Below are 18,691 nucleotides of genomic sequence, written 5' to 3' on the forward strand. Positions count from 1 at the left end.
GGCATGGCTATTGATCCTCAGACTGCGTTTGATCAACTCCTCGATTCGCTCGAAGAGTTCCACGAGGCTGTCCTGTCGTCGTCCGATCCTGATGAACCAGCGATCCTCAACGCGATGAATGCGCTTTCAGACGCCTACACGATCTATGATGATATGCTCTTCCGCCAGTTCGGTGTTGAAGGGCCTTTCGACACGTTCGACGAGGATGACGCCGATTTCGATGATGATTTCGACGACGAGGACGACGATCTCGATGACGATGATTTCGACGATGATGATCTCGACGATGACGACGAGGATGATCTCGACGACGAGGAGGACTCGCTTTAGCGCGACACCTCGTTGAGGGCATCAACCACTGGACCAGGCAGGGGTGACAGATCCAGAGCAAGGGCTTGATCGAACTGAGATGCGGTGCGCGCTCCAATGAATACTGCGCCAACCTCGTCACGCCCCAAGCTCCACGCCAGCGAAACATCCGCCGGAGTTCGCGCAAGGCCATCAGCAGCGCGTGTGACAGCTTCAGTCAATGACCGCTGAGAATCACTCAAGTGGTGTTCAACAGACCACGCCAAGTGACCCGTGGCTGCCCTCGATGTTGGAGGGATAGTGTGGCGGTACTTCCCGGTGAGTACGCCGCCTGCAAGTGGAGCGTACGCGAACATCGACATTCCGGCGTGCGCCAGGAAGGCACTCGCTTCAGCCTCTCGATTCAGTATCGAGTAGCGCGCGCCGAGTGCGACGAGTTCAAAGAGATCATGGTCGGTGACATATTGTGCAGCGGTGGCCGCAAGCCACGTGGGAAAGTTTGCCAGCCCGATGTAGAGTGCGTCGCCCCAGCGGACAAGATCGGCAGCTGCTTGCATTGTTTCTTCGATCGGCGTGAGCGGATCAGGAGCGGCGATCATCACGACGTCAGCGTACGTCGTGCCCATACGCCTGAGTGATTGGCGCACTGATTGGATGAGCGCACGGCGGCCAGTATTGACTCCCTCCGCTGTGATGCCCGCATGTACAATCAGAGCAAGCTCATCGCGTGGTGCCCCAGAGGAGAGAATGTCACCCATGACATCGAGACCCGCACCGTCACAATATGCAGGGGAGAGATCGACGGCGTTGCCACCGGCGTCCAGCAATGAACGAATTTGTGCTTGGGCATCCTCACTTTCGGTGTCACGCCCCCACGTGAGGGTGCCCAGTCCGAGTTCTCCGATCTCTAGGCCGCTACGGCCAACGCGTTTGTTCTTCACACCACATAAGCCTAGTCGATTCTTGCCCGACGGCGGGGGTACTGTAACCGCATGGGTATTTTTGAAGCGATTATTCTCGGTATTGTCCAAGGGCTGACCGAGTTTCTCCCAATTTCATCGTCCGCGCATCTTCGCATCGTCGGCGAACTTTTCCCGTCTCTTGGCGGCGATCCGGGAGTTACTTTCACTGCGGTCACGCAAATCGGTACTGAGGCTGCTGTTGTGCTGTACTTTTGGAAGGACATCGCACGAATTATTTCGAAGTGGTTCCGATCGCTTCCTTTCGGAGATTCGAAAAATCGTCTTTCCACGTCGGATCCGGATGTGAGAATGGGATGGATCGTCATTATCGGCACATTGCCTATTGTGGTTCTCGGCCTCTTACTTGAAAAGTGGATTGACACAACGTTCCGTAATTTGTATATCACTGCGCTCATGCTTGCGCTCTTTGCAGTTTTCCTCGGGCTTGCAGATAAACTCGGACGGCGTGCAATTGCCCTGGACCAAATGAGCCTTCGCGACGGCATTATTTTGGGTTTTGCACAATCGATGGCGTTAATTCCTGGGGTATCACGTTCTGGCGGAACGATTACCGTGGGACTCGTCTTGGGCTATACGCGTGAGGCGGCAGCGAAAATTTCGTTTTTGCTTGCGGTGCCTGCTGTCCTGGGATCAGGATTTTATCGTTTGATTTCTGATAAGGGGACAAGCCCTGTCAACGTTGGAGCGATACCGACTCTCGTCGCCACCGTGGTCGCCTTCGTCGTCGGCTACGCGGTGATTGTCTGGTTCTTGAAGCTCATCCAGACGAAGTCCTACGCAGGTTTCGTTGCCTATCGACTTCTCCTTGCCTGCCTCGTTGTCGTTCTTCTTGCTGCCGGCACTATTAATATGATCTGAGCGCTGATGTTTCCTCAAGCATTTTTATTTGATATGGATGGCACTCTTACTGATTCCGAGAAACTTTGGTTTTATGCGGAAGTCGAGGTGCTCTCGCGTTTTGGAATTCCCTGGGTTGAAGGCGATCAATACGACGTCGTCGGTATGTCCTTGACAAACGCTGGGAAGTATTTTGTTGAAAAGTTTGGTTTCCATCACACACCGGAGGAGTTTGGCCATATGATCCTCGATGCTGTGGTCGAAATTGGCTCTCGTGAGGGGCTCGAATGGCGTGAGGGGGCGAAAGAGTTTCTCGCGGCTACTCAGGAATGGGGAGTACCGATTGCACTCGTCACTTCGTCATATCGCAAGTTCACCCAGCTCACACTCGATTCTCTTCCCGATGGAACGTTTGATGCCGTCGTGACTGGAGATATGATCTCTCACGGCAAGCCCGACCCCGAGCCGTATCTCATGGCTGCCAACATGCTCGGTGTCGAGCCGCGAGAATGTATGGCCTTCGAAGATTCGGTTCCTGGAGTGACCTCCGCTCACTCCTCCGGGGCACTTACTGTAGGTATTCCTTTCGGTGTGGACATTCCACAACTTCCAGGAATGGTGATCGTTCGTTCGCTCGCTGAACTTGATCGTGATCGTATCAGCTCTCTTTTCCAGGAATGGGTTGCTGGGCAGTTAGGAGCTGCGTAATCCCCTCCGCGCTTATCTCAGGTGCCGAACCTCCGTATGCTGGGCAGATCTCTTTGAAGTGACACCAGTTGCACAGAGGGCCTGTTCGAGGCTCAAAGCCTGTCTCGATCGCCCCGCGGATTCCTGACCAGATCGATTCGATTTCGGCCGTCGTTGAGTCAACGTCGGCTGGAACCGGATCGTACGTCAGGGTCCGTCCATCCTTGAGATAGAGGAGCTGAGTGCGGGCGGGCAGAACATTTCGCGAATAGAACAGTGCCGTGGCATAGAACCTCATTTGGAAAAGTGCGCCGTCTTGGTACCGAGGCGCAGGAGATTTGCCAGTCTTGTAGTCGATCACTCGAAGTTGTCCAGTGGGAGAACGATCAAGGCGGTCAATAATTCCTCGGATGGCCAATCCCGAAGGAAGTGTGGCATTGATGAATTGTTCGCGTCCAGCTGGCTCAAGATAACTGGGATTTTCGAGTGAAAAATACTGCGTAATGAGGGGGCGCGCTGATTCGAGCCACTGCGTGCGCTCGCTCTCGGTCGAAAACAACTGGGCATCCTGTGGTGACTTCTCAATGTGACGCTCCCACATGGGGTAGAGGAGTCCCTGTGCCGTGGAATCATCTCGAGCCGCTGGCGGAAAATCAAAAAGACGTTCGAGAACTGAATGAACAATCGTTCCACGCAACGCCGCCATCGACGGAGGTTCAGGCAGCTTGTCGATGACTCGAAACCGGAATTTGAGGGGACAAGTTTTAAAATCGGATGCTCGCGATGGCGAGAGGGCGGCGTGTCTCATATGTCCACGCTACTACGATTTGTTGGACAACCTGAGGGAGAATCCACAGTGGCCCTGAACACGCTCAATCCCGCGCAGCCACTGTTCCCAGTAGACTATGAACGTGAATAATTACCCTCATCCTCTTGGTCCTGCCCGTCGTCGTGGCCCTTTTCGCGCTGGTGAGCGCGTTCAGCTCACTGATGTCAAAGGAAAGAAATACACCGTGACCTTGATGACTGGTGGTTATTTCCAGTCACAGCGTGGTTCTTTCCACCATGACGACCTGATCGGCAAAGATGAAGGAACGGTCTTCGATGCTCAAGGCTACCAGCTCATGGCATTGCGTCCGCTGGTAAGTGATTACGTTTTATCGATGCCGCGCGGCGCTGCCGTGATCTATCCAAAAGACTCCGCACAGATCATTTCGATGGCGGATATTTTTCCTGGAGCACATGTCGTTGAAGCTGGTGTGGGTTCGGGTGCCCTCTCACTTTCGCTGCTTAGTGCAATCGGATCACAAGGACATTTGACTTCGGTTGAACGCCGAGAAGATTTTGCCGAGATTGCCATTGCGAATGTTGAATCATGGTACGGGCCGGAGCTTCCCTCGTGGGATGTTCTCATCGGATCCGTTTCAGATCACCTGGAATCGGTCACCGGCGTTGACGCTGTCCTTCTTGACATGCTTGCACCGTGGGAAAACATTGATTCTGCAGCACACGCTTTGCGCCCCGGCGGGGTGATCTTGGCTTACGTGGCGACGACGACGCAGATGTCCCGTTTTGTCGAGACCTTGCGGCAGAGCCGTTGCTTTACTGAACCGGAAGCATGTGAAACCCTTCAGCGAACCTGGCATTTGAACGGACTCGCTGTGCGCCCAGACCATCGCATGGTGGCTCATACCGGATTCTTAATTGTTGCCCGTCGCCTTGCTCCAGGATCGACTCCTCTGGAGAAGAAGATGCGCCCTGCGCCTGGTGCACATAACGAATCTCTGCAGTGGAATGAAGACGATTTCGAACAGCGCACGATTTCTGAGAAGAAACTGCGCAAGGTGCGCCGTGATATCGCTCGTCGAGCAGACATCGAGGCCAGCGGAACCGCGCAGGCTGGGCCAGCACAGGCAGCGATGGATAAGAAAATCGCGGCTGAGGGTCAAGCAAAAGCTCTTGCAAATCTCGATCACATTCGCGCGCGTCGAATTGCTCGGAAAGAAGCACATGATGAATGAGACGACGATAATGGACCAGTTCCTGGAGGTCCAGCGTAAAAATGACCGCTTAACGGCTGCGCTCACAGATGCCAGAAATACGATTGCGCAACTGGGCGAACAGCTTCAGGCGCTCACCGAACCTCCATCGACATACGCCACGGTGATCGAAGTTGGAAATGATCGAACGTTGGCAGTTGCATCCGGCGGACGGAAAATGCGCGTCAGCCTCGCCGCCGACGTCGATGTGACGGAGATTGCGGAAGGCCAAGAGGTTCTACTCAACAGCGGTAACGTCGTGATAGGCGTTGAGCATTTCGAACGTTCGGGCGAGCTGGCAACAATTGAGCTCGTGGACAATGATCGCGCCCTTGTGCGGCTAGCAGATTCATCAAAACGATTGCTCAAGCTGGCACGTCATGCTGACTCAGGCGAGTTTCGCAGTGGCGATCTTGTCCTTGTGGACGTGAAGAATGGATTTGTCCTCGAATACGTTGAGCGGCCCGACGTCGAACATTTGTTGCTTGAGGAGATCCCTGACGTGTCGTATTCGGATATCGGGGGACTCGGGCCCCAGATCGAGGCGATCCAAGATACGGTCGAACTGCCGTTCGAACAGCCTGAACTCTATCGTGAACACGGCTTGAAACCGCCCAAAGGTGTGCTTCTCTATGGTCCTCCAGGATGTGGAAAGACTCTTATCGCAAAGGCTGTCGCAACGTCTTTATCTCAGAAGCTCTCCACGTCGAGTGCCGGGCGTTCCTACTTCATCAACATCAAAGGTCCACAACTTTTGGACAAATTTGTTGGAGAGACTGAACGTCAGATCCGTGAGATTTTCTCCCGAGCACGCGACCGTGCAGCCGGTGGTGTCCCCGTGGTGATCTTTTTTGATGAGATGGAAGCGCTGTTCCGCACCCGCGGTTCTGGGGTTTCTTCCGACGTTGAGACGACGGTGGTTCCGCAGTTGCTCGCTGAAATTGATGGCGTTGAAAAATTAGACAACGTCATCGTCATTGGTGCGTCAAATAGAGAAGACATGATTGATCCGGCAATTCTGCGTGCGGGAAGACTTGATGTGAAGATCCGTATCGAGCGGCCGGATCGTGAGGGTGCTCGGGAGATTTTGGAAAAATACCTTACGGCGCAGCTTCCTCTTCACCCCAGCGAAGTAGAAAACGCTGGGTCACCTCAAGCAGCGGTAGATCACATGATCGAGAGTGCGGTCAATGCACTCTTCGCACGCACGCCGCAGAACGCTTTCGTCGAAGTGACGTATGACAATGGTGATACAGAAACTCTCTACATCAGCGATTTCGTCTCCGGAGCGATGCTTGCTGAAATTGTCGATCGTGCAAAGAAGAGTGCCATTAAAGATCTCCTTGCATATGGGCAGCGAGGTATCCGCACACGCCATCTGATTGAGGCAACGCGTGAAGTTGCTCGTGAGGATGAGAATGTGGGGTCCGTTCAAAGTCCGCACGAGTGGGCACGCATCAATGGATATTCGACTTCCCGCCGTATTACCTATGTCAAACGCCTCGATATCGGTGGTAGCGTTGCGCACCACGAGGTTAGACCAGCAGTTTCTGACTTCCCGTTGACGCTGAAGGAGGGCCTGCTGTGAGCGTGAAACGAATCATGGGGACAGAAACCGAATTCGGCATTCTCGCCACCGGATCGCCAGGATCTGATCTGGTGGAGCTGTCCACTCAATTTGTCCAGGCGTATGCAGCTGCCGGAGACTCTGCATCTGTTTCAAGTGCGCCCATGTGGGATTACACGGGCGAAGATCCTCTCAATGATGCTCGAGGTTTTCGGTACGACCGAAACTCAGTTGATCCGTCGTTACTCACCGATGACCCGCACATTCCGGCGCCGTCAGGGCCGCACCTGACATCTGTTCCTCGCCCGACGTCGGCGCAACTCGCCGCACCGCGCGCTGCGAACACAGTTCTGACAAATGGAGCGCGTCTCTACGTCGATCATGCGCATCCAGAGTATTCCTCGCCAGAAGTTTCCAATCCGCGCGAAGCCGTGTTGTGGGATCGGGCAGGGGAGCATATTGCCACGCAGGGCATTGAGTTGTGTGCCACACAAGGACGTTCCCTCGCTCTGTATAAAAACAATGTTGACGGAAAAGGTGCCACGTACGGTCATCATGAAAATTATGCGGTTGCCCGCGATGTCGAATTTTCCGATATCGTGCGATACCTCACGGCGTTTATGGTGACCCGTCCGATCCTATGTGGTGCAGGCCGAGTGGGAATTGGACAGCAATCTCAACGAGCTGGTTTCCAAATTTCTCAGCGTGCCGACTACGTTGAAACTCCAGTGGGGATCGAGACCACATTCCGACGCCCAATAATTAATACTCGTGATGAACCACATGCAGATCCTGCAAAGCTGCGCAGACTCCATGTGATTGGCGGCGATGCCAATATGTTTGATATCTCTGGGCTATTGAAAATGGGCACCACTTCACTCGTGTTATGGATGCTTGAACAGGACGCTGTTCCTCTGGCTTTGGAATCTATCGTTCTCCACGATCCAGTGGTTGCTACCTGGAATGTGTCCCATGATCTTTCCCTGGCGGAGCGCATTGATCTCAACGAAGGGGAGATGACTGCCCTCGATATTCAAGAAACATACCTTGAGGCTGTGCGCGAGGCAGTTGATGAACGCGGTGAGCCGGATGCCGACACGCGTGAAATTCTCAATGTGTGGCAGTGGGCTATCGACACGCTCCGTCGTGACAAATTCGCTGCTGCCGATTGTATTGAATGGGTCGGCAAACTGAAGCTGATGGAACAAATGCGTGAGCGAGGAGGCCTGAGCTGGGATAACGATCGACTGCGCGCACTTGATTTACAGTGGCATGATCTTCGCCCCCAACGTTCAATCGTAGCTAAGCTCGATGCAGCCGGACAGGTTCGCCGTCTGTTTTCGCCATCGGAGGTGGCGTGGGCAGCGACGAATGCGCCACGAACGACACGCGCATATACCAGAGGTTCTCTCATCTCTCGCTTTGGCCCGCAGGTGATCGGTGCGAGCTGGTCAGCCATGATTCTCGACGCCGGTGGGCCCGATCTCGTACGGATCCCGCTGGTGAACCCCGCTCTGGGAACCCAGATGTTGCTTGGCGATATTCTGGAAACGTCCGAATCAGTTGCTGATTTTCTTACACATATTACGAACTAGTCATGCATTGCCACTGAGTAAAGGAAAATAATGTCTCAGGAATTTATTCGTCCCCACACCACATCTGAAGAGGAAGTCTACGCACCTCTGGCTCAGACTGAAATGACCGACGTCGATGCCCTTCTCGACGACATCGACTCGATCCTTGAAGACAATGCGGCAGACTTCGTCAGCGGTTTTGTACAGAAGGGCGGACAGTGAATCGCCGAATTTTCGGTATCGAAACCGAATATGGGATCACAGCTGCTGCTACTGACACCACAGCTGCTCGAGTAGAGGCTGAGCAGGCTGCTGAACTTTTATTCCAGCCAGTAGTGGAAGCCAACGGTTCAACTAACGCTTTCTTGACCAATGGCGCCCGCTTATACCTCGATATCGGCGCTCATCCCGAATATGCCACTGCCGAATGTGACTCTGTACGCGATCTTTTGCTCAATGAGCGCGCAGGTGATGTCATCTTGCGCGATCTTGCGCGCACAGCAAATGAGAAGCTCCGATCTGCTGGTATTTCTTCGCGTATTCACTTAATCAAGAACAACCTCGATTCTCAAGGAAACTCTTACGGTTGTCATGAGAATTATCTTGTACGTCGGCGTGCGGACTTCACAGAGCGGATTGCGTGGCTCATTCCATTTTTCACAACGCGCCAGATCCTCGTGGGCGCTGGTCATATCCGACAAAGCCAGCAGGGCGTAACATACGAGCTTTCACAACGTGCTGATCAGGTGTGGGATGCGATATCCAACGCATCGACGCGCTCACGACCAATGATTAATACACGCGACGAACCTCATGCAGATGTCGATCAGTACCGACGAATGCATGTCATTGTGGGCGACACCAACATGCTCGAAACGACCTCGGTACTGAAAATAACTGCGACAGAAGCATTAATTAATGTGATCGAATCAGGGGTGAGGCTTGCTCCGCTTGTTCTGTCGAATGCTCCACATGCGCTTCGCACAATTTCGCGCGATATCACGGGCAAAGCTCCCGTTGAAATTTCTGGAGGGCCGGCAATGAGCGCGCTCGATATCCAATCCCAAATTCACGATTTCGTGATGACTCATTACGAACGTGAAGGTTGGTTAGCCGATCTCGATCCTCTTCGCTCCTACGGACTCGACTTATGGATACGCGCCTTGGATGCGTTGCGTTCGGGCAACATTGACACTCTTGCAAGCGAACTCGATTGGGTTGCAAAGAAGGCACTTCTGGATAGGTACTGCGAGCGTCTGCACACGGATCTCGGTGACGTCCGCATGGCTCGTTTGGCACTCGCGTGGCACGACATCACCGATGCGGGATTGCTGACAAAGTTCGAAGATACTGGTCAGGTACGCACGCTCCTCAAACGCTCCGACGTCGTCGAAGCGACAACTCGTCCACCGCAGACGACGCGTGCCGCACTGCGGGGGCGTTTCATTGAGGAAGCGCAACGGCAGCGACGCGACTTTACCGCTGACTGGGCAACCCTCAGACTCGCTGACGCTGGGCAAACAGTCTCTTTGAAAGATCCATTTGCGCACATCGATGCTCGAGTTGATGCGCTAATCGAGGAGATGAAGTGAGACTGCGTATTGCTCGTTTTTTGGTTGCAATTTTATTTGGGATTGGATTAGGGATACTTTTCCCGTGGAGCACGTCCTCACCGGCGAAAATTACAGTCACAGGTGAGCTTGGGGCTCCAGTGACAGTAATTTCAAGTGGAAACGAACTCAAAAATGATTTTGTGCGAACAGAATTTGCTGGTCAGGGGCGCACAATTATCCCAGGAAGTCAGGTTCTGTTTTCTGCGACGTCATTTGACCTTGCAACAGGAGCGTTGAGCGCGGTCAATAATTCTGGAAAGTTGCAGGCGCTGAGTGCGACCGAAGAAAATCTCGGGGAGCTGTATCAAGCGGTCATTGGTGTGAAAGAGGGATCACGCGTACTTGCGACCTTTACTCGTTCCGTTCACACCGAAGTCGTTGTGATCGATATTTTGCCGACGATTGCGACGGGGGAGAAGGAAACAGCCACCGTGAGGCCGCAAGGTTTTACTTATAGTGAAGATTCATTCGGACGCCCAGTTGTGCGTGGAAAGTCCACTGTGGGGAATGAACTCAGTGTGCAAATTTTGCGTTCAGGTAGTGGAATTCAGCTGACAGCTTCTGATCAGGTGATCGGGAACTACCGGATGTTCGATCCGAATGGAAAAATTCTCGACGACACATGGAATCGCAATGCGCCAGTGAAAGTGACAATGTCGCAAGTGTATCCGGGGCTCCATGATGGACTTCTTGACCAGCGAGTTGGGTCTCGTGTGGCCCTGGAAATTCCCGCGCGCCTTGCACAAGGCAAAGAAGCTGCGTTCGTCGTTTTTGATATTTTGGGAGTGGTAAACGCCTAAACCGGGTGTTTGTCAAGATATAAAGGAAAAGTTATGACGATTGTAGAGTCAATTCCCTCGCCTTCGGTTAGCGTGTGGCATCTTGGCCCATTGCCAATTCGCGCATATGCGCTGGCAATTTTGACAGGAATTATCGTTGCATACTGGCTATCGAACCGTCGTTACGTTCGCAAGGGTGGCGACGACGAGGTGACGATCGACATCATGGTGTGGATGGTCATCTTCGGTATCCTCGGCGCGCGAGTTTATCATCTCATTACCAGCCCTGATGCATATTTCGGCGAGGGCGGCGATCCATGGAAAGCCCTGCGAATTTGGGAAGGTGGCCTGGGAATTTGGGGCGCGGTTCTTGCCGGTGGTATTGCAGCCTACGTCGCGCTTCACCGACGTAACTTGCGATTGGCACCATTCGCCGACGCCGTGGCACCCGGCCTCGTTCTCGCTCAAGCCATTGGCCGTTGGGGGAATTACTTCAATCAAGAACTATTTGGACGTCCCACGACATTGCCGTGGGGTCTTGAGATCGATGCCGCGCATTTGCCGGCTGGTTTCAGCGAAGGAACATTGTTCCATCCGACATTCCTCTATGAGTCGTTATGGTGCGTCGGCGTTTTTTTCGTTCTTCTCTATGCACAGAAACGGTTCCTTTTGCGCGGCGGACAGGTCTTTGTCCTTTACGTTATTTTGTACACATTGGGGCGTGTCTGGATTGAGGCTCTGCGCATTGACCAAGCGCATTCTGTGCTGGGCCTTCGCCTGAATGTCTGGACGTCAATTATCGTTTTTGCTCTGGCATGTGTCGCTTTTACGGTTCTCACTCGTCATCTTCGCAGCCACCCTGAGTTGGACAATATCGTGCTTGATCCTGACAAAGTCCCTATGCGCAGCTCCCATGACCATCGTGAATCCATGATTGGGCAGACAAGTGGGACCGAGGACTCGGATAGCACAAAACAAATCGGGTAAAGTAGGAGCCATGCGTAGAGCTAAAATTGTTTGTACACTCGGCCCGGCTGTTGGGTCGAAAGAGAAAATCGTTGAGCTCGTTAAAGCGGGCATGAACGTAGCACGAATCAACGCTTCACACGGCTCGCACGAGGAGCACGAGGAGCGAATTGACTGGGTGCGCGAAGCAGCACAGGAACTTGGTGTTCCAGTTGCCATCTTGTGCGATCTTCAGGGGCCAAAGATCCGCCTCGGTCGTTTCGCCGAAGGGCCGGTACTTCTCGAGAACGGTGATATTTTCACTATCACGACTGAGGATGTTCCTGGTGACAAAGACCTCGTTTCGACTACCTTCAAGGGCCTCCCGGGCGATTGCAATCCAGGCGATCTCATCCTCATTGATGACGGTAAGGTCAAGGTCAAGGTGCTTGAGGTTAACGGGCCTCGAGTCAAGACTGAAGTCGTTGTCGGTGGCCCGGTTTCGAATAACAAGGGTGTGAATCTTCCCGGCGTTGCTGTTTCAGTTCCTGCTCTGTCTGAGAAGGACAAGGAAGATCTCGAATGGGGTCTCGGTTACGGTTGCGATCTGGTTGCACTGTCCTTTGTCCGTTCTGCAAAGGACGTCGATGATGTCCATGACGTCATGGATCGTGTCGGACGCAAGGTGCCAGTGATTGCGAAGATCGAAAAGCCACAGGCTGTGGACGCTCTCGAAGGCATCGTCCGCGCATTCGACGGCATCATGGTCGCCCGTGGTGACCTTGGCGTGGAGCTTCCGCTTGAGCAGGTTCCGATCGTTCAAAAGCGCGCAGTGTCTCTCGCTCGCCGTCACTCGAAGCCAGTCATCGTGGCAACGCAGGTTCTTGAGTCGATGATTAATGCTCCGACCCCGACCCGTGCAGAAACCTCCGACTGCGCAAACGCCATTCTTGACGGCGCTGATGCGGTCATGCTCTCGGGTGAGGTTTCCGTTGGCAAGTACCCAATCGAATGTGTGCGTACGATGGCGTCCATCGTCGAATACACCGAGGAACATGGGCTTGAGCGTATCCCGAAGGTAGGAAATCTCCACCGTACGCGCAACGGCGTGATCACTCGTGCAGCTCTCGAAGTTGGCGAAGCGCTTGGTGTGAAGTATCTCGCAGTGTTCACTGCGTCGGGTCAGACGGCACGTCGTATGTCTCGTCTGCGCGGTCGTATCCCGTTGCTGGTCTTCACTCCATCGGAGGAAATCAGGCAGCAGCTCGCGCTCACCTGGGGCGTTCAAACCTTTATGGTTCCTAATGTTGCGCATACTGATGACATGGTTGAGCAGGTGGATGAAGCCTTGCGTGAAAACAACATGGCAGTAGACGGCGATCAAGTGGTGATCGTTTCCGGTATGCCCCCGGGGAAGTCGGGTTCAACGAACTCAATTCGAGTTCACAAGGTCGGAGAACTTCTCATTCACCGATAAATTCGGTTATAGTATTCCGGTGGGCTTCGGCTCACTGGAATACAATGCTCCTGTGGTGGAATTGGTAGACACACTGCACTCAAAATGCAGCGCCCACAAAGCGTGCGGGTTCGAGTCCCGCCGGGAGCACTATCGTCGTCAAAACAAGGCATGCAGTGAACTCATGTTTGCTACATTTAGATGAGCGAACCAAAGGAGGTGTCGTTATGTCACTGTCGGAGAAGATTGATCAATCTCGCGACTTGGAAGTTGAAGTCATCCCAGACAACAACGATCCGTCAACCATCACCACCATGGTCGTTGAAGATGAGACGCTTATTCGCCTTGATATTGTGGAGACGCTGAAAGACGCTGGTTACGATGTCATCGCAGAAGCTTCGAGTGGTGAAGAAGCAGTTGACCTTGCCAATGAGCTCCAGCCTCATCTGGTCGTCATGGACGTCAAGATGAATGGTATGGACGGGATTAGCGCAGCTGAAAAAATTCTTGCAGACCATCAGTGTGCAGTTGTCATGCTCACCGCGTTCTCTCAAAAAGAACTTGTGAATCGTGCTCGCGATGCCGGAGCTATGGCATATGTGGTCAAGCCGTTTACTCCGCAAGATCTTCTTCCAGCAGTTGAAATTGCGATTTCACGTCATCTCGAGATTGTCTCTTTGGAAAACGAAGTCGCTTCACTTGCCGATCAGTTTGAAACGCGCAAGCGCGTTGACCGTGCGAAGAGCCTACTCCAAGAAAAGATGGGGTTGACTGAGCCTGAGGCGTTCCGCTGGATCCAGAAGACATCAATGGACCGACGTTTGACGATGCGAGAAGTTGCTGACGCCGTTCTTGATCAAGTTGGCAAATAGTAGTTAGTGGTGGTGAGAATATGACTCACCACCACTTTTATTTTGCGATATACACGCAGGTGATACGGCCGATTGCCACAGTCATAGGACCATCACAAACGCGCACTTGAACCACGCAGTTTTTCTTTCCTCGGTGAAGTAATTCTGCGATCGCACACACCTCGTCTCCTTGAGCGCTTGCGACATGAGAGACAGAAAGCTCAGTTCCGGCCGGCACCATACCCGGTTGTGCAAGCTCCAGAGCCAAACGCGATCCTGCTTCTTCGATGAGGGCAGCTGTTGCCCCTCCGTGTAACAACCCGACGATTTGTCGATTCCCCTCTACCGGCATGGTCATCTCAACCTGTTGTGGGGACTGATGAACGATGTGAAAACCGAGTTTTTCTCCAAATTCAGTGAACATATCCCCACAATACCGTTTTAATCGACATCCATACCCCGCTAGCGGCTAGTCTGGGAGAGTGAATACTCTTCTGCTTCTTGATGGACATTCGCTCGCCTTCCGCTCGTTCTTTGCACTTCCAGCGGAGTCATTTCGTACTGCTCAAGGCAAATACACCAACGCAGTTCACGGCTTCGTCTCGACGTTGCTGTCACTGACGAAGAAGTATTCGCCGTCGCATATTGCAGTCGCATTCGACCTGCCTGGCGGTACTTTCCGTACCCGGCAGTACGCCGAGTATAAGGGGGGACGCGCCGCGACCCCGCAAGAGTTCAAAGGACAAATTGAACTGATTCAAGAAGTTCTCTCAGCGCTTGGAGTTACGTGGTTGACGAAGGAGGATTTCGAAGCAGACGATATCGTTGCCACCCTCGCAACACGCGGTGAAGAAGCGAAAATGAAAGTCTATGTCGCCTCAGGAGACAAGGACTCGTATCAGCTCGTTGATGATGCAGTGACGGTGCTTTATCCGATGCCACGGTCTGTCATGTTAGAAATGACTCCCGACGTCGTCGAGGAACGTACGGGAGTGCGTCCGGAACAGTATCCGGATATGGCCGCGCTCGTCGGTGAAGGAGCAGATAATCTTCCTGGAGTTCCCGGAGTCGGCAAGAAGACAGCACAAAAATGGATCACAACCTACGGAAGCCTTGAAGAAATTATCGCCCATGCTCACGACATCAAAGGGAAGGTAGGGGAGAAGCTTCGCGCGCACCTTGATCAAGTCACACTGAATCGTCAGCTCAATGCTCTTGTCCGGGATCTCGATATCGTTCCCGATCTCGATCAGCTCACTGTCAAAGGCGCCGATCCAGAAAAGGTTCATGAACTTTTCGACGTCCTTGATTTCACTCAGCTTCGTACGCGTGTTCTGTCAGAGTGGCCCATTCGTGATGGCTCGGCGCCAATCTCGGTTGATGTCAATATTCGCGAAGCAAAGGTGACTTCTGATGCAGATTTTGCTCGCTTTGTGAGCGCGCACCCCGGTCCGCACTCTCTCTTCATCAGCGGTATCCATGCGCCCGCACGCGGCAGAGTGGATGAGTTCGCCATTTGCGCCTCAGATGGCGCTACATTCGTCGGCTCAGTTGCTCAGCTGACACCTGAGTCAGAGGGTGCGCTTGCAACATGGTTAGCTGATCCTAACGCGATGAAGATTGGACACAACACCAAGGGGATCTCACATGCGTTTTCTGGTGAAGGAATGACCATTGCAGGCTGGAGCATCGACACCGAAATCGATGCCTACCTCCTTCATCCTGACCAGCGCAAGTATGATCTCGACGAACTCGTCATGCGTTATCTCGGAGTTGAACTCGGCGCCGACGATGGTGCCTTGTTCACGCTCGACGGCGCAGTCCCGACACTCGCGTCGCGTGCTGTGGCAGTGTTGAACCTTGCAGATGCGCTGGGAACTGAGCTTGATAAACAAGAAGGCTCGCAGACCCTCAGGGAACTTGAAATGCTTGTCTCGCATGTGTTGACAGTGATGGAGAGGCGCGGAGTTGCTGTGGATCAAGGCGCGCTCGAAGATCTTCGTACACAATTTGATGCTCGTGTCGAAAATGCAGCAAGTGCAGCGTGGGATGCAATTGCTGACGATTCTGTGAATCTCTCAAGTCCAAAACAGCTCCAGGCTGTGTTGTTCGAACGCCTCGGCCTTCCCAAGACAAAGAAAACGAAGTCTGGATATACCACCAATGCCGAGGCTTTGGAAGGACTGCTGGCGAAGATCGCACAACGTGAAGACAATGATGCCATCGCCGGACAACGCTTCCTCGCGGCACTTTTGGAACATCGAGACGCGATTAAGTTACGTCAGTCGGTTGAAGGGCTCCTGAGTGCGGTTCAAACCGATGGCCGAATCCATACCACCTATCAACAGACCGTTGCTGCAACTGGACGGCTTTCGTCAACTGATCCGAATCTGCAAAATATTCATGCACGTACTGAAGAGGGTCTGCAGATTCGTTCGGTTTTCGTCCCTGGCGAGGGATATGAAGCATTGATGACCGCAGATTATTCCCAGATCGAGATGCGGTTGATGGCACATCTATCAGGGGATGAAGCGTTAATCGAAGCATTTAATGAGGGGGCGGACCTTCACTCCTTTGTAGCTTCGCGAGTCTTCCACGTGCCGCAAGACGAAGTTTCGCCAGCTCAGCGCTCAAAGATTAAAGCAATGAGTTACGGACTTGTCTATGGACTGAGCGCTTATGGGCTCTCCGCACAGCTACGCATTTCAGTTCCTGAAGCGCAAGACCTCATGGAACAATATTTCTCTCGGTTCGGGAAAGTAAAATCTTACTTGGATTCTCTGGTCACCCAAGCTCGTAAGGTGGGATACACACAAACCATCCTGGGCCGACGTCGTTATCTTCCTGAACTCACGTCCTCCAACCGTCAGGTGCGTGAAGCCGCTGAGCGTATGGCGTTAAACGCACCAATTCAGGGATCAGCTGCAGATTTGATGAAAGTGGCCATGCTCAATACGCATGAGGCACTTGAGAAGTCGGGCGCTCGTTCACGCATCCTCCTTCAAGTACATGATGAACTTGTCCTTGAGATTGCTCCGGGGGAGGCTTCCCTTGTCGAACAGATCGTTCGTGAAAGCATGGGGACTGCCTTTAACCTCTCTGTCCCGCTATCCGTGGGGATCGGCATCGGCTCCGATTGGCGCTCAGCAGCTCACTGAGATTTGGGTGCAGGGGATTGAATCGTGGCAGATGAGAGGTGATAATCAACGTCCTGGGGATGTGGGGTGAGCACAGAAGAGATCCAGTAGCCGGGCCGAAGGACTTGCGCATTCTCATTCCATCAGTTGCGCTGGAGTCGCGCATTTGTTCGAAGGCCGTTGAGTGATGAAACTCCGTGGAGACTCTTTCTGTGGCGCAAACTATGGAAAAACACGGGTCGGGGAGGTTGAAACCAACCACGATCGCCCGTAGACTAGCTGATTGGTATGGGAAATCCATGCCATGTCCATTATCCAATACTATTTACGTAAGCGGAGTCACCAACTCTATGACTGCTAATAACTCTACGACGACCCCCGAAGTCGCAATCAACGATATCGGCGATGAGGCAGCCCTCATTGCAGCGGTTGATAAGACCATCAAGTACTTCAACGACGGGGATATCGTCGAAGGTACCGTAGTCAAGGTCGACCGAGACGAAGTTCTCCTCGACATCGGCTACAAGACCGAGGGTGTTATCCCCTCCAAGGAACTGTCCATCAAGCACGACGTTACCCCAGATGACGTTGTCGAAGTTGGTGACCAGATCGAGGCACTCGTCACGCAGAAGGAAGACAAGGAAGGTCGCCTTCTCCTGTCGAAGAAGCGCGCACAGTACGAGCGCGCCTGGGCGAAGATCGAAGAAGTCAAGGAAGCAGACGGCGTCGTTACCGGTACCGTCATCGAGGTTGTCAAGGGCGGCCTTATCCTGGACATCGGCCTCCGTGGCTTCCTCCCAGCTTCCCTCGTTGAGATGCGCCGTGTGCGCGATCTTGCACCGTACATCGGTCGCGAGCTTGAGGCGAAGATTATCGAACTCGATAAGAACCGCAACAACGTTGTTCTTTCTCGCCGCTCCTACCTCGAGCAGACCCAGTCTGAAGTGCGTTCGCACTTCCTGGGCACTCTCCAGAAGGGTCAGGTTCGTGAGGGCGTCATTTCCTCGATCGTTAACTTCGGTGCGTTCGTGGATCTTGGTGGCGTAGACGGCCTTGTTCATGTTTCAGAGCTGTCCTGGAAGCACATCGATCACCCGTCAGAGGTCGTCGAGGTTGGCCAGCACGTGACGGTTGAGGTTCTCGATGTGGACTTCGATCGTGAGCGCGTCTCGCTCTCGCTCAAGGCAACTCAGGAAGATCCGTGGCAGACATTCGCTCGTACGCACCAGATCGGTCAGATCGTGCCGGGCAAGGTCACTAAACTCGTTCCGTTCGGCGCATTTGTCCGCGTCGAGGACGGCATTGAGGGACTCGTTCACATCTCGGAGCTTGCTCAGCGTCACATCGACCTCCCAGAGCAGGTTGCCAAGGTTGGCGACGAAGTCTTCGTCAAGGTCATCGATATCGACCTCGAACGTCGCCGCATTTCCCTCTCGCTCAAGCAGGCGAACGAGGGCGTGGATCCGACGTCGGAGGACTTCGATCCGTCGCTGTACGGCATGACCGCTGAATACGATGAGAACGGTAACTACAAGTACCCAGAAGGCTTCGATCCTGCCACCAACGAATGGCTTGAGGGCTTCGAAGAGAACCAGGCTAACTGGGAAGCTGAGTACGCAAAGGCTGAGGCTCGTTGGCAGGCTCACAAGGAGCAGGTCACCAAGGCTCTCGAAGCCGATGCTGCTGCCGCTGCTTCGACACCGGCTCCGGCTGCTGCCGAAGAGGTTCCAGCCTCCTACTCGTCAGGTTCCGAAGCTGAGGGCACACTTGCTTCCGACGAAGCACTTGCGGCTCTTCGCGAGAAGCTGACCGGTAACTGAACTGGTGAATAACTAACGTGTGGGCGGAGGAAAACCTCCGCCCACACGTTTTCTTTATCTGGAATGCTCATGATCTCAAGCAGCATCGACCAGA

The 18,691-nt window shown here is 53.5% G+C and carries 17 protein-coding genes and 1 tRNA gene; 15 read left to right on the forward strand and 3 right to left on the reverse strand.

Annotated features, from left to right (window positions below):
• The first annotated feature begins 3 nt into the window (after positions 1–3).
• The gene (locus P7079_RS03965) at positions 4–330 is read left to right on the forward strand and encodes a hypothetical protein (protein WP_278013533.1); all 327 of its coding nucleotides are present in this window, start codon (positions 4–6) and stop codon (positions 328–330) included.
• Here P7079_RS03965 and P7079_RS03970 read toward each other — a convergent pair.
• Positions 327–1,250 carry an aldo/keto reductase gene (locus P7079_RS03970; RefSeq protein WP_278013534.1) on the reverse strand — a complete coding sequence of 308 codons (924 nt, stop codon included), beginning with the start codon at positions 1,248–1,250 and terminating at the stop codon, positions 327–329. The genes P7079_RS03965 and P7079_RS03970 overlap by 4 nt on opposite strands.
• 51 nt (positions 1,251–1,301) lie before the next feature.
• On the opposite strand from P7079_RS03970, the gene P7079_RS03975 reads away from it, so the two are divergent.
• Both P7079_RS03975 and P7079_RS03980 read left to right on the forward strand, forming a co-directional pair.
• Entirely contained in the window at positions 1,302–2,150 is an 849-nt protein-coding gene (locus tag P7079_RS03975; protein ID WP_278013535.1) for an undecaprenyl-diphosphate phosphatase, read from the forward strand.
• Between the two features lie 33 nt (positions 2,151–2,183).
• Positions 2,184–2,837, forward strand: coding sequence for an HAD family hydrolase (locus tag P7079_RS03980; protein ID WP_278013536.1), 654 nt, complete (start codon positions 2,184–2,186; stop codon positions 2,835–2,837).
• On the opposite strand, the gene P7079_RS03985 is transcribed toward P7079_RS03980, so the two are convergent.
• On the reverse strand, positions 2,788–3,624 hold the full coding sequence (locus tag P7079_RS03985; RefSeq protein WP_278013537.1) for a RecB family exonuclease: 837 nt from the start codon (positions 3,622–3,624) through the stop codon (positions 2,788–2,790). The two genes, P7079_RS03980 and P7079_RS03985, sit on opposite strands and share 50 nt — an antisense overlap.
• 103 nt (positions 3,625–3,727) lie before the next feature.
• Between P7079_RS03985 and P7079_RS03990 the strand changes: the two genes are divergently transcribed.
• From P7079_RS03990 to P7079_RS04035, 10 genes are all read left to right on the forward strand, one after another.
• Entirely contained in the window at positions 3,728–4,837 is a 1,110-nt protein-coding gene (locus tag P7079_RS03990) for a tRNA (adenine-N1)-methyltransferase (RefSeq protein WP_278013538.1), read from the forward strand.
• Positions 4,838–4,847: 10 nt separating this feature from the next.
• Positions 4,848–6,443, forward strand: coding sequence for a proteasome ATPase (gene arc / locus P7079_RS03995; protein ID WP_278013539.1), 1,596 nt, complete (start codon positions 4,848–4,850; stop codon positions 6,441–6,443).
• Positions 6,440–8,017 carry a depupylase/deamidase Dop gene (gene dop / locus P7079_RS04000; RefSeq protein WP_278013540.1) on the forward strand — a complete coding sequence of 526 codons (1,578 nt, stop codon included), beginning with the start codon at positions 6,440–6,442 and terminating at the stop codon, positions 8,015–8,017. Before arc ends, dop begins: the two co-directional genes overlap by 4 nt.
• A 30-nt stretch (positions 8,018–8,047) precedes the next feature.
• On the forward strand, positions 8,048–8,218 hold the full coding sequence (locus P7079_RS04005) for a ubiquitin-like protein Pup (protein WP_376986476.1): 171 nt from the start codon (positions 8,048–8,050) through the stop codon (positions 8,216–8,218).
• Positions 8,215–9,588, forward strand: a complete 1,374-nt coding sequence (gene pafA / locus P7079_RS04010) for a Pup--protein ligase (protein ID WP_278013541.1) — start codon at positions 8,215–8,217, stop codon at positions 9,586–9,588. Before P7079_RS04005 ends, pafA begins: the two co-directional genes overlap by 4 nt.
• On the forward strand, positions 9,585–10,409 hold the full coding sequence (locus P7079_RS04015) for an FKBP-type peptidyl-prolyl cis-trans isomerase (protein WP_278013542.1): 825 nt from the start codon (positions 9,585–9,587) through the stop codon (positions 10,407–10,409). Before pafA ends, P7079_RS04015 begins: the two co-directional genes overlap by 4 nt.
• Positions 10,410–10,442: 33 nt before the next feature.
• Positions 10,443–11,375 carry a prolipoprotein diacylglyceryl transferase gene (gene lgt / locus P7079_RS04020; RefSeq protein WP_278013543.1) on the forward strand — a complete coding sequence of 311 codons (933 nt, stop codon included), beginning with the start codon at positions 10,443–10,445 and terminating at the stop codon, positions 11,373–11,375.
• Positions 11,376–11,385: 10 nt separating this feature from the next.
• Complete coding sequence (pyk, locus tag P7079_RS04025; protein WP_278013544.1) at positions 11,386–12,810, forward strand: pyruvate kinase; 1,425 nt, start codon at positions 11,386–11,388, stop codon at positions 12,808–12,810.
• A gap of 46 nt (positions 12,811–12,856) precedes the next feature.
• Positions 12,857–12,939: transfer RNA gene (locus P7079_RS04030), tRNA-Leu, on the forward strand.
• Positions 12,940–13,103: 164 nt separating this feature from the next.
• Entirely contained in the window at positions 13,104–13,661 is a 558-nt protein-coding gene (locus P7079_RS04035) for an ANTAR domain-containing response regulator (RefSeq protein WP_278013601.1), read from the forward strand.
• A gap of 37 nt (positions 13,662–13,698) precedes the next feature.
• On the opposite strand, the gene P7079_RS04040 is transcribed toward P7079_RS04035, so the two are convergent.
• Complete coding sequence (locus P7079_RS04040; RefSeq protein ID WP_278013545.1) at positions 13,699–14,064, reverse strand: PaaI family thioesterase; 366 nt, start codon at positions 14,062–14,064, stop codon at positions 13,699–13,701.
• 58 nt (positions 14,065–14,122) lie between these two features.
• Between P7079_RS04040 and polA the strand changes: the two genes are divergently transcribed.
• Together polA and rpsA are read left to right on the forward strand one after the other, a co-directional pair.
• Positions 14,123–16,798: a DNA polymerase I gene (gene polA / locus P7079_RS04045; RefSeq protein WP_278013546.1), complete on the forward strand. Its 2,676-nt coding sequence runs from the start codon at positions 14,123–14,125 to the stop codon at positions 16,796–16,798.
• Between the two features lie 329 nt (positions 16,799–17,127).
• A complete protein-coding gene (rpsA, locus tag P7079_RS04050; protein ID WP_278013547.1) occupies positions 17,128–18,597 on the forward strand; it encodes a 30S ribosomal protein S1 in 1,470 nt (489 codons plus the stop codon).
• The last annotated feature ends 94 nt before the right edge of the window (positions 18,598–18,691 follow it).

The sequence above is a fragment of the Arcanobacterium canis genome, from assembly GCF_029625435.1.
GTDB classification, from domain to species: Bacteria; Actinomycetota; Actinomycetes; order Actinomycetales; family Actinomycetaceae; genus Arcanobacterium; species Arcanobacterium canis.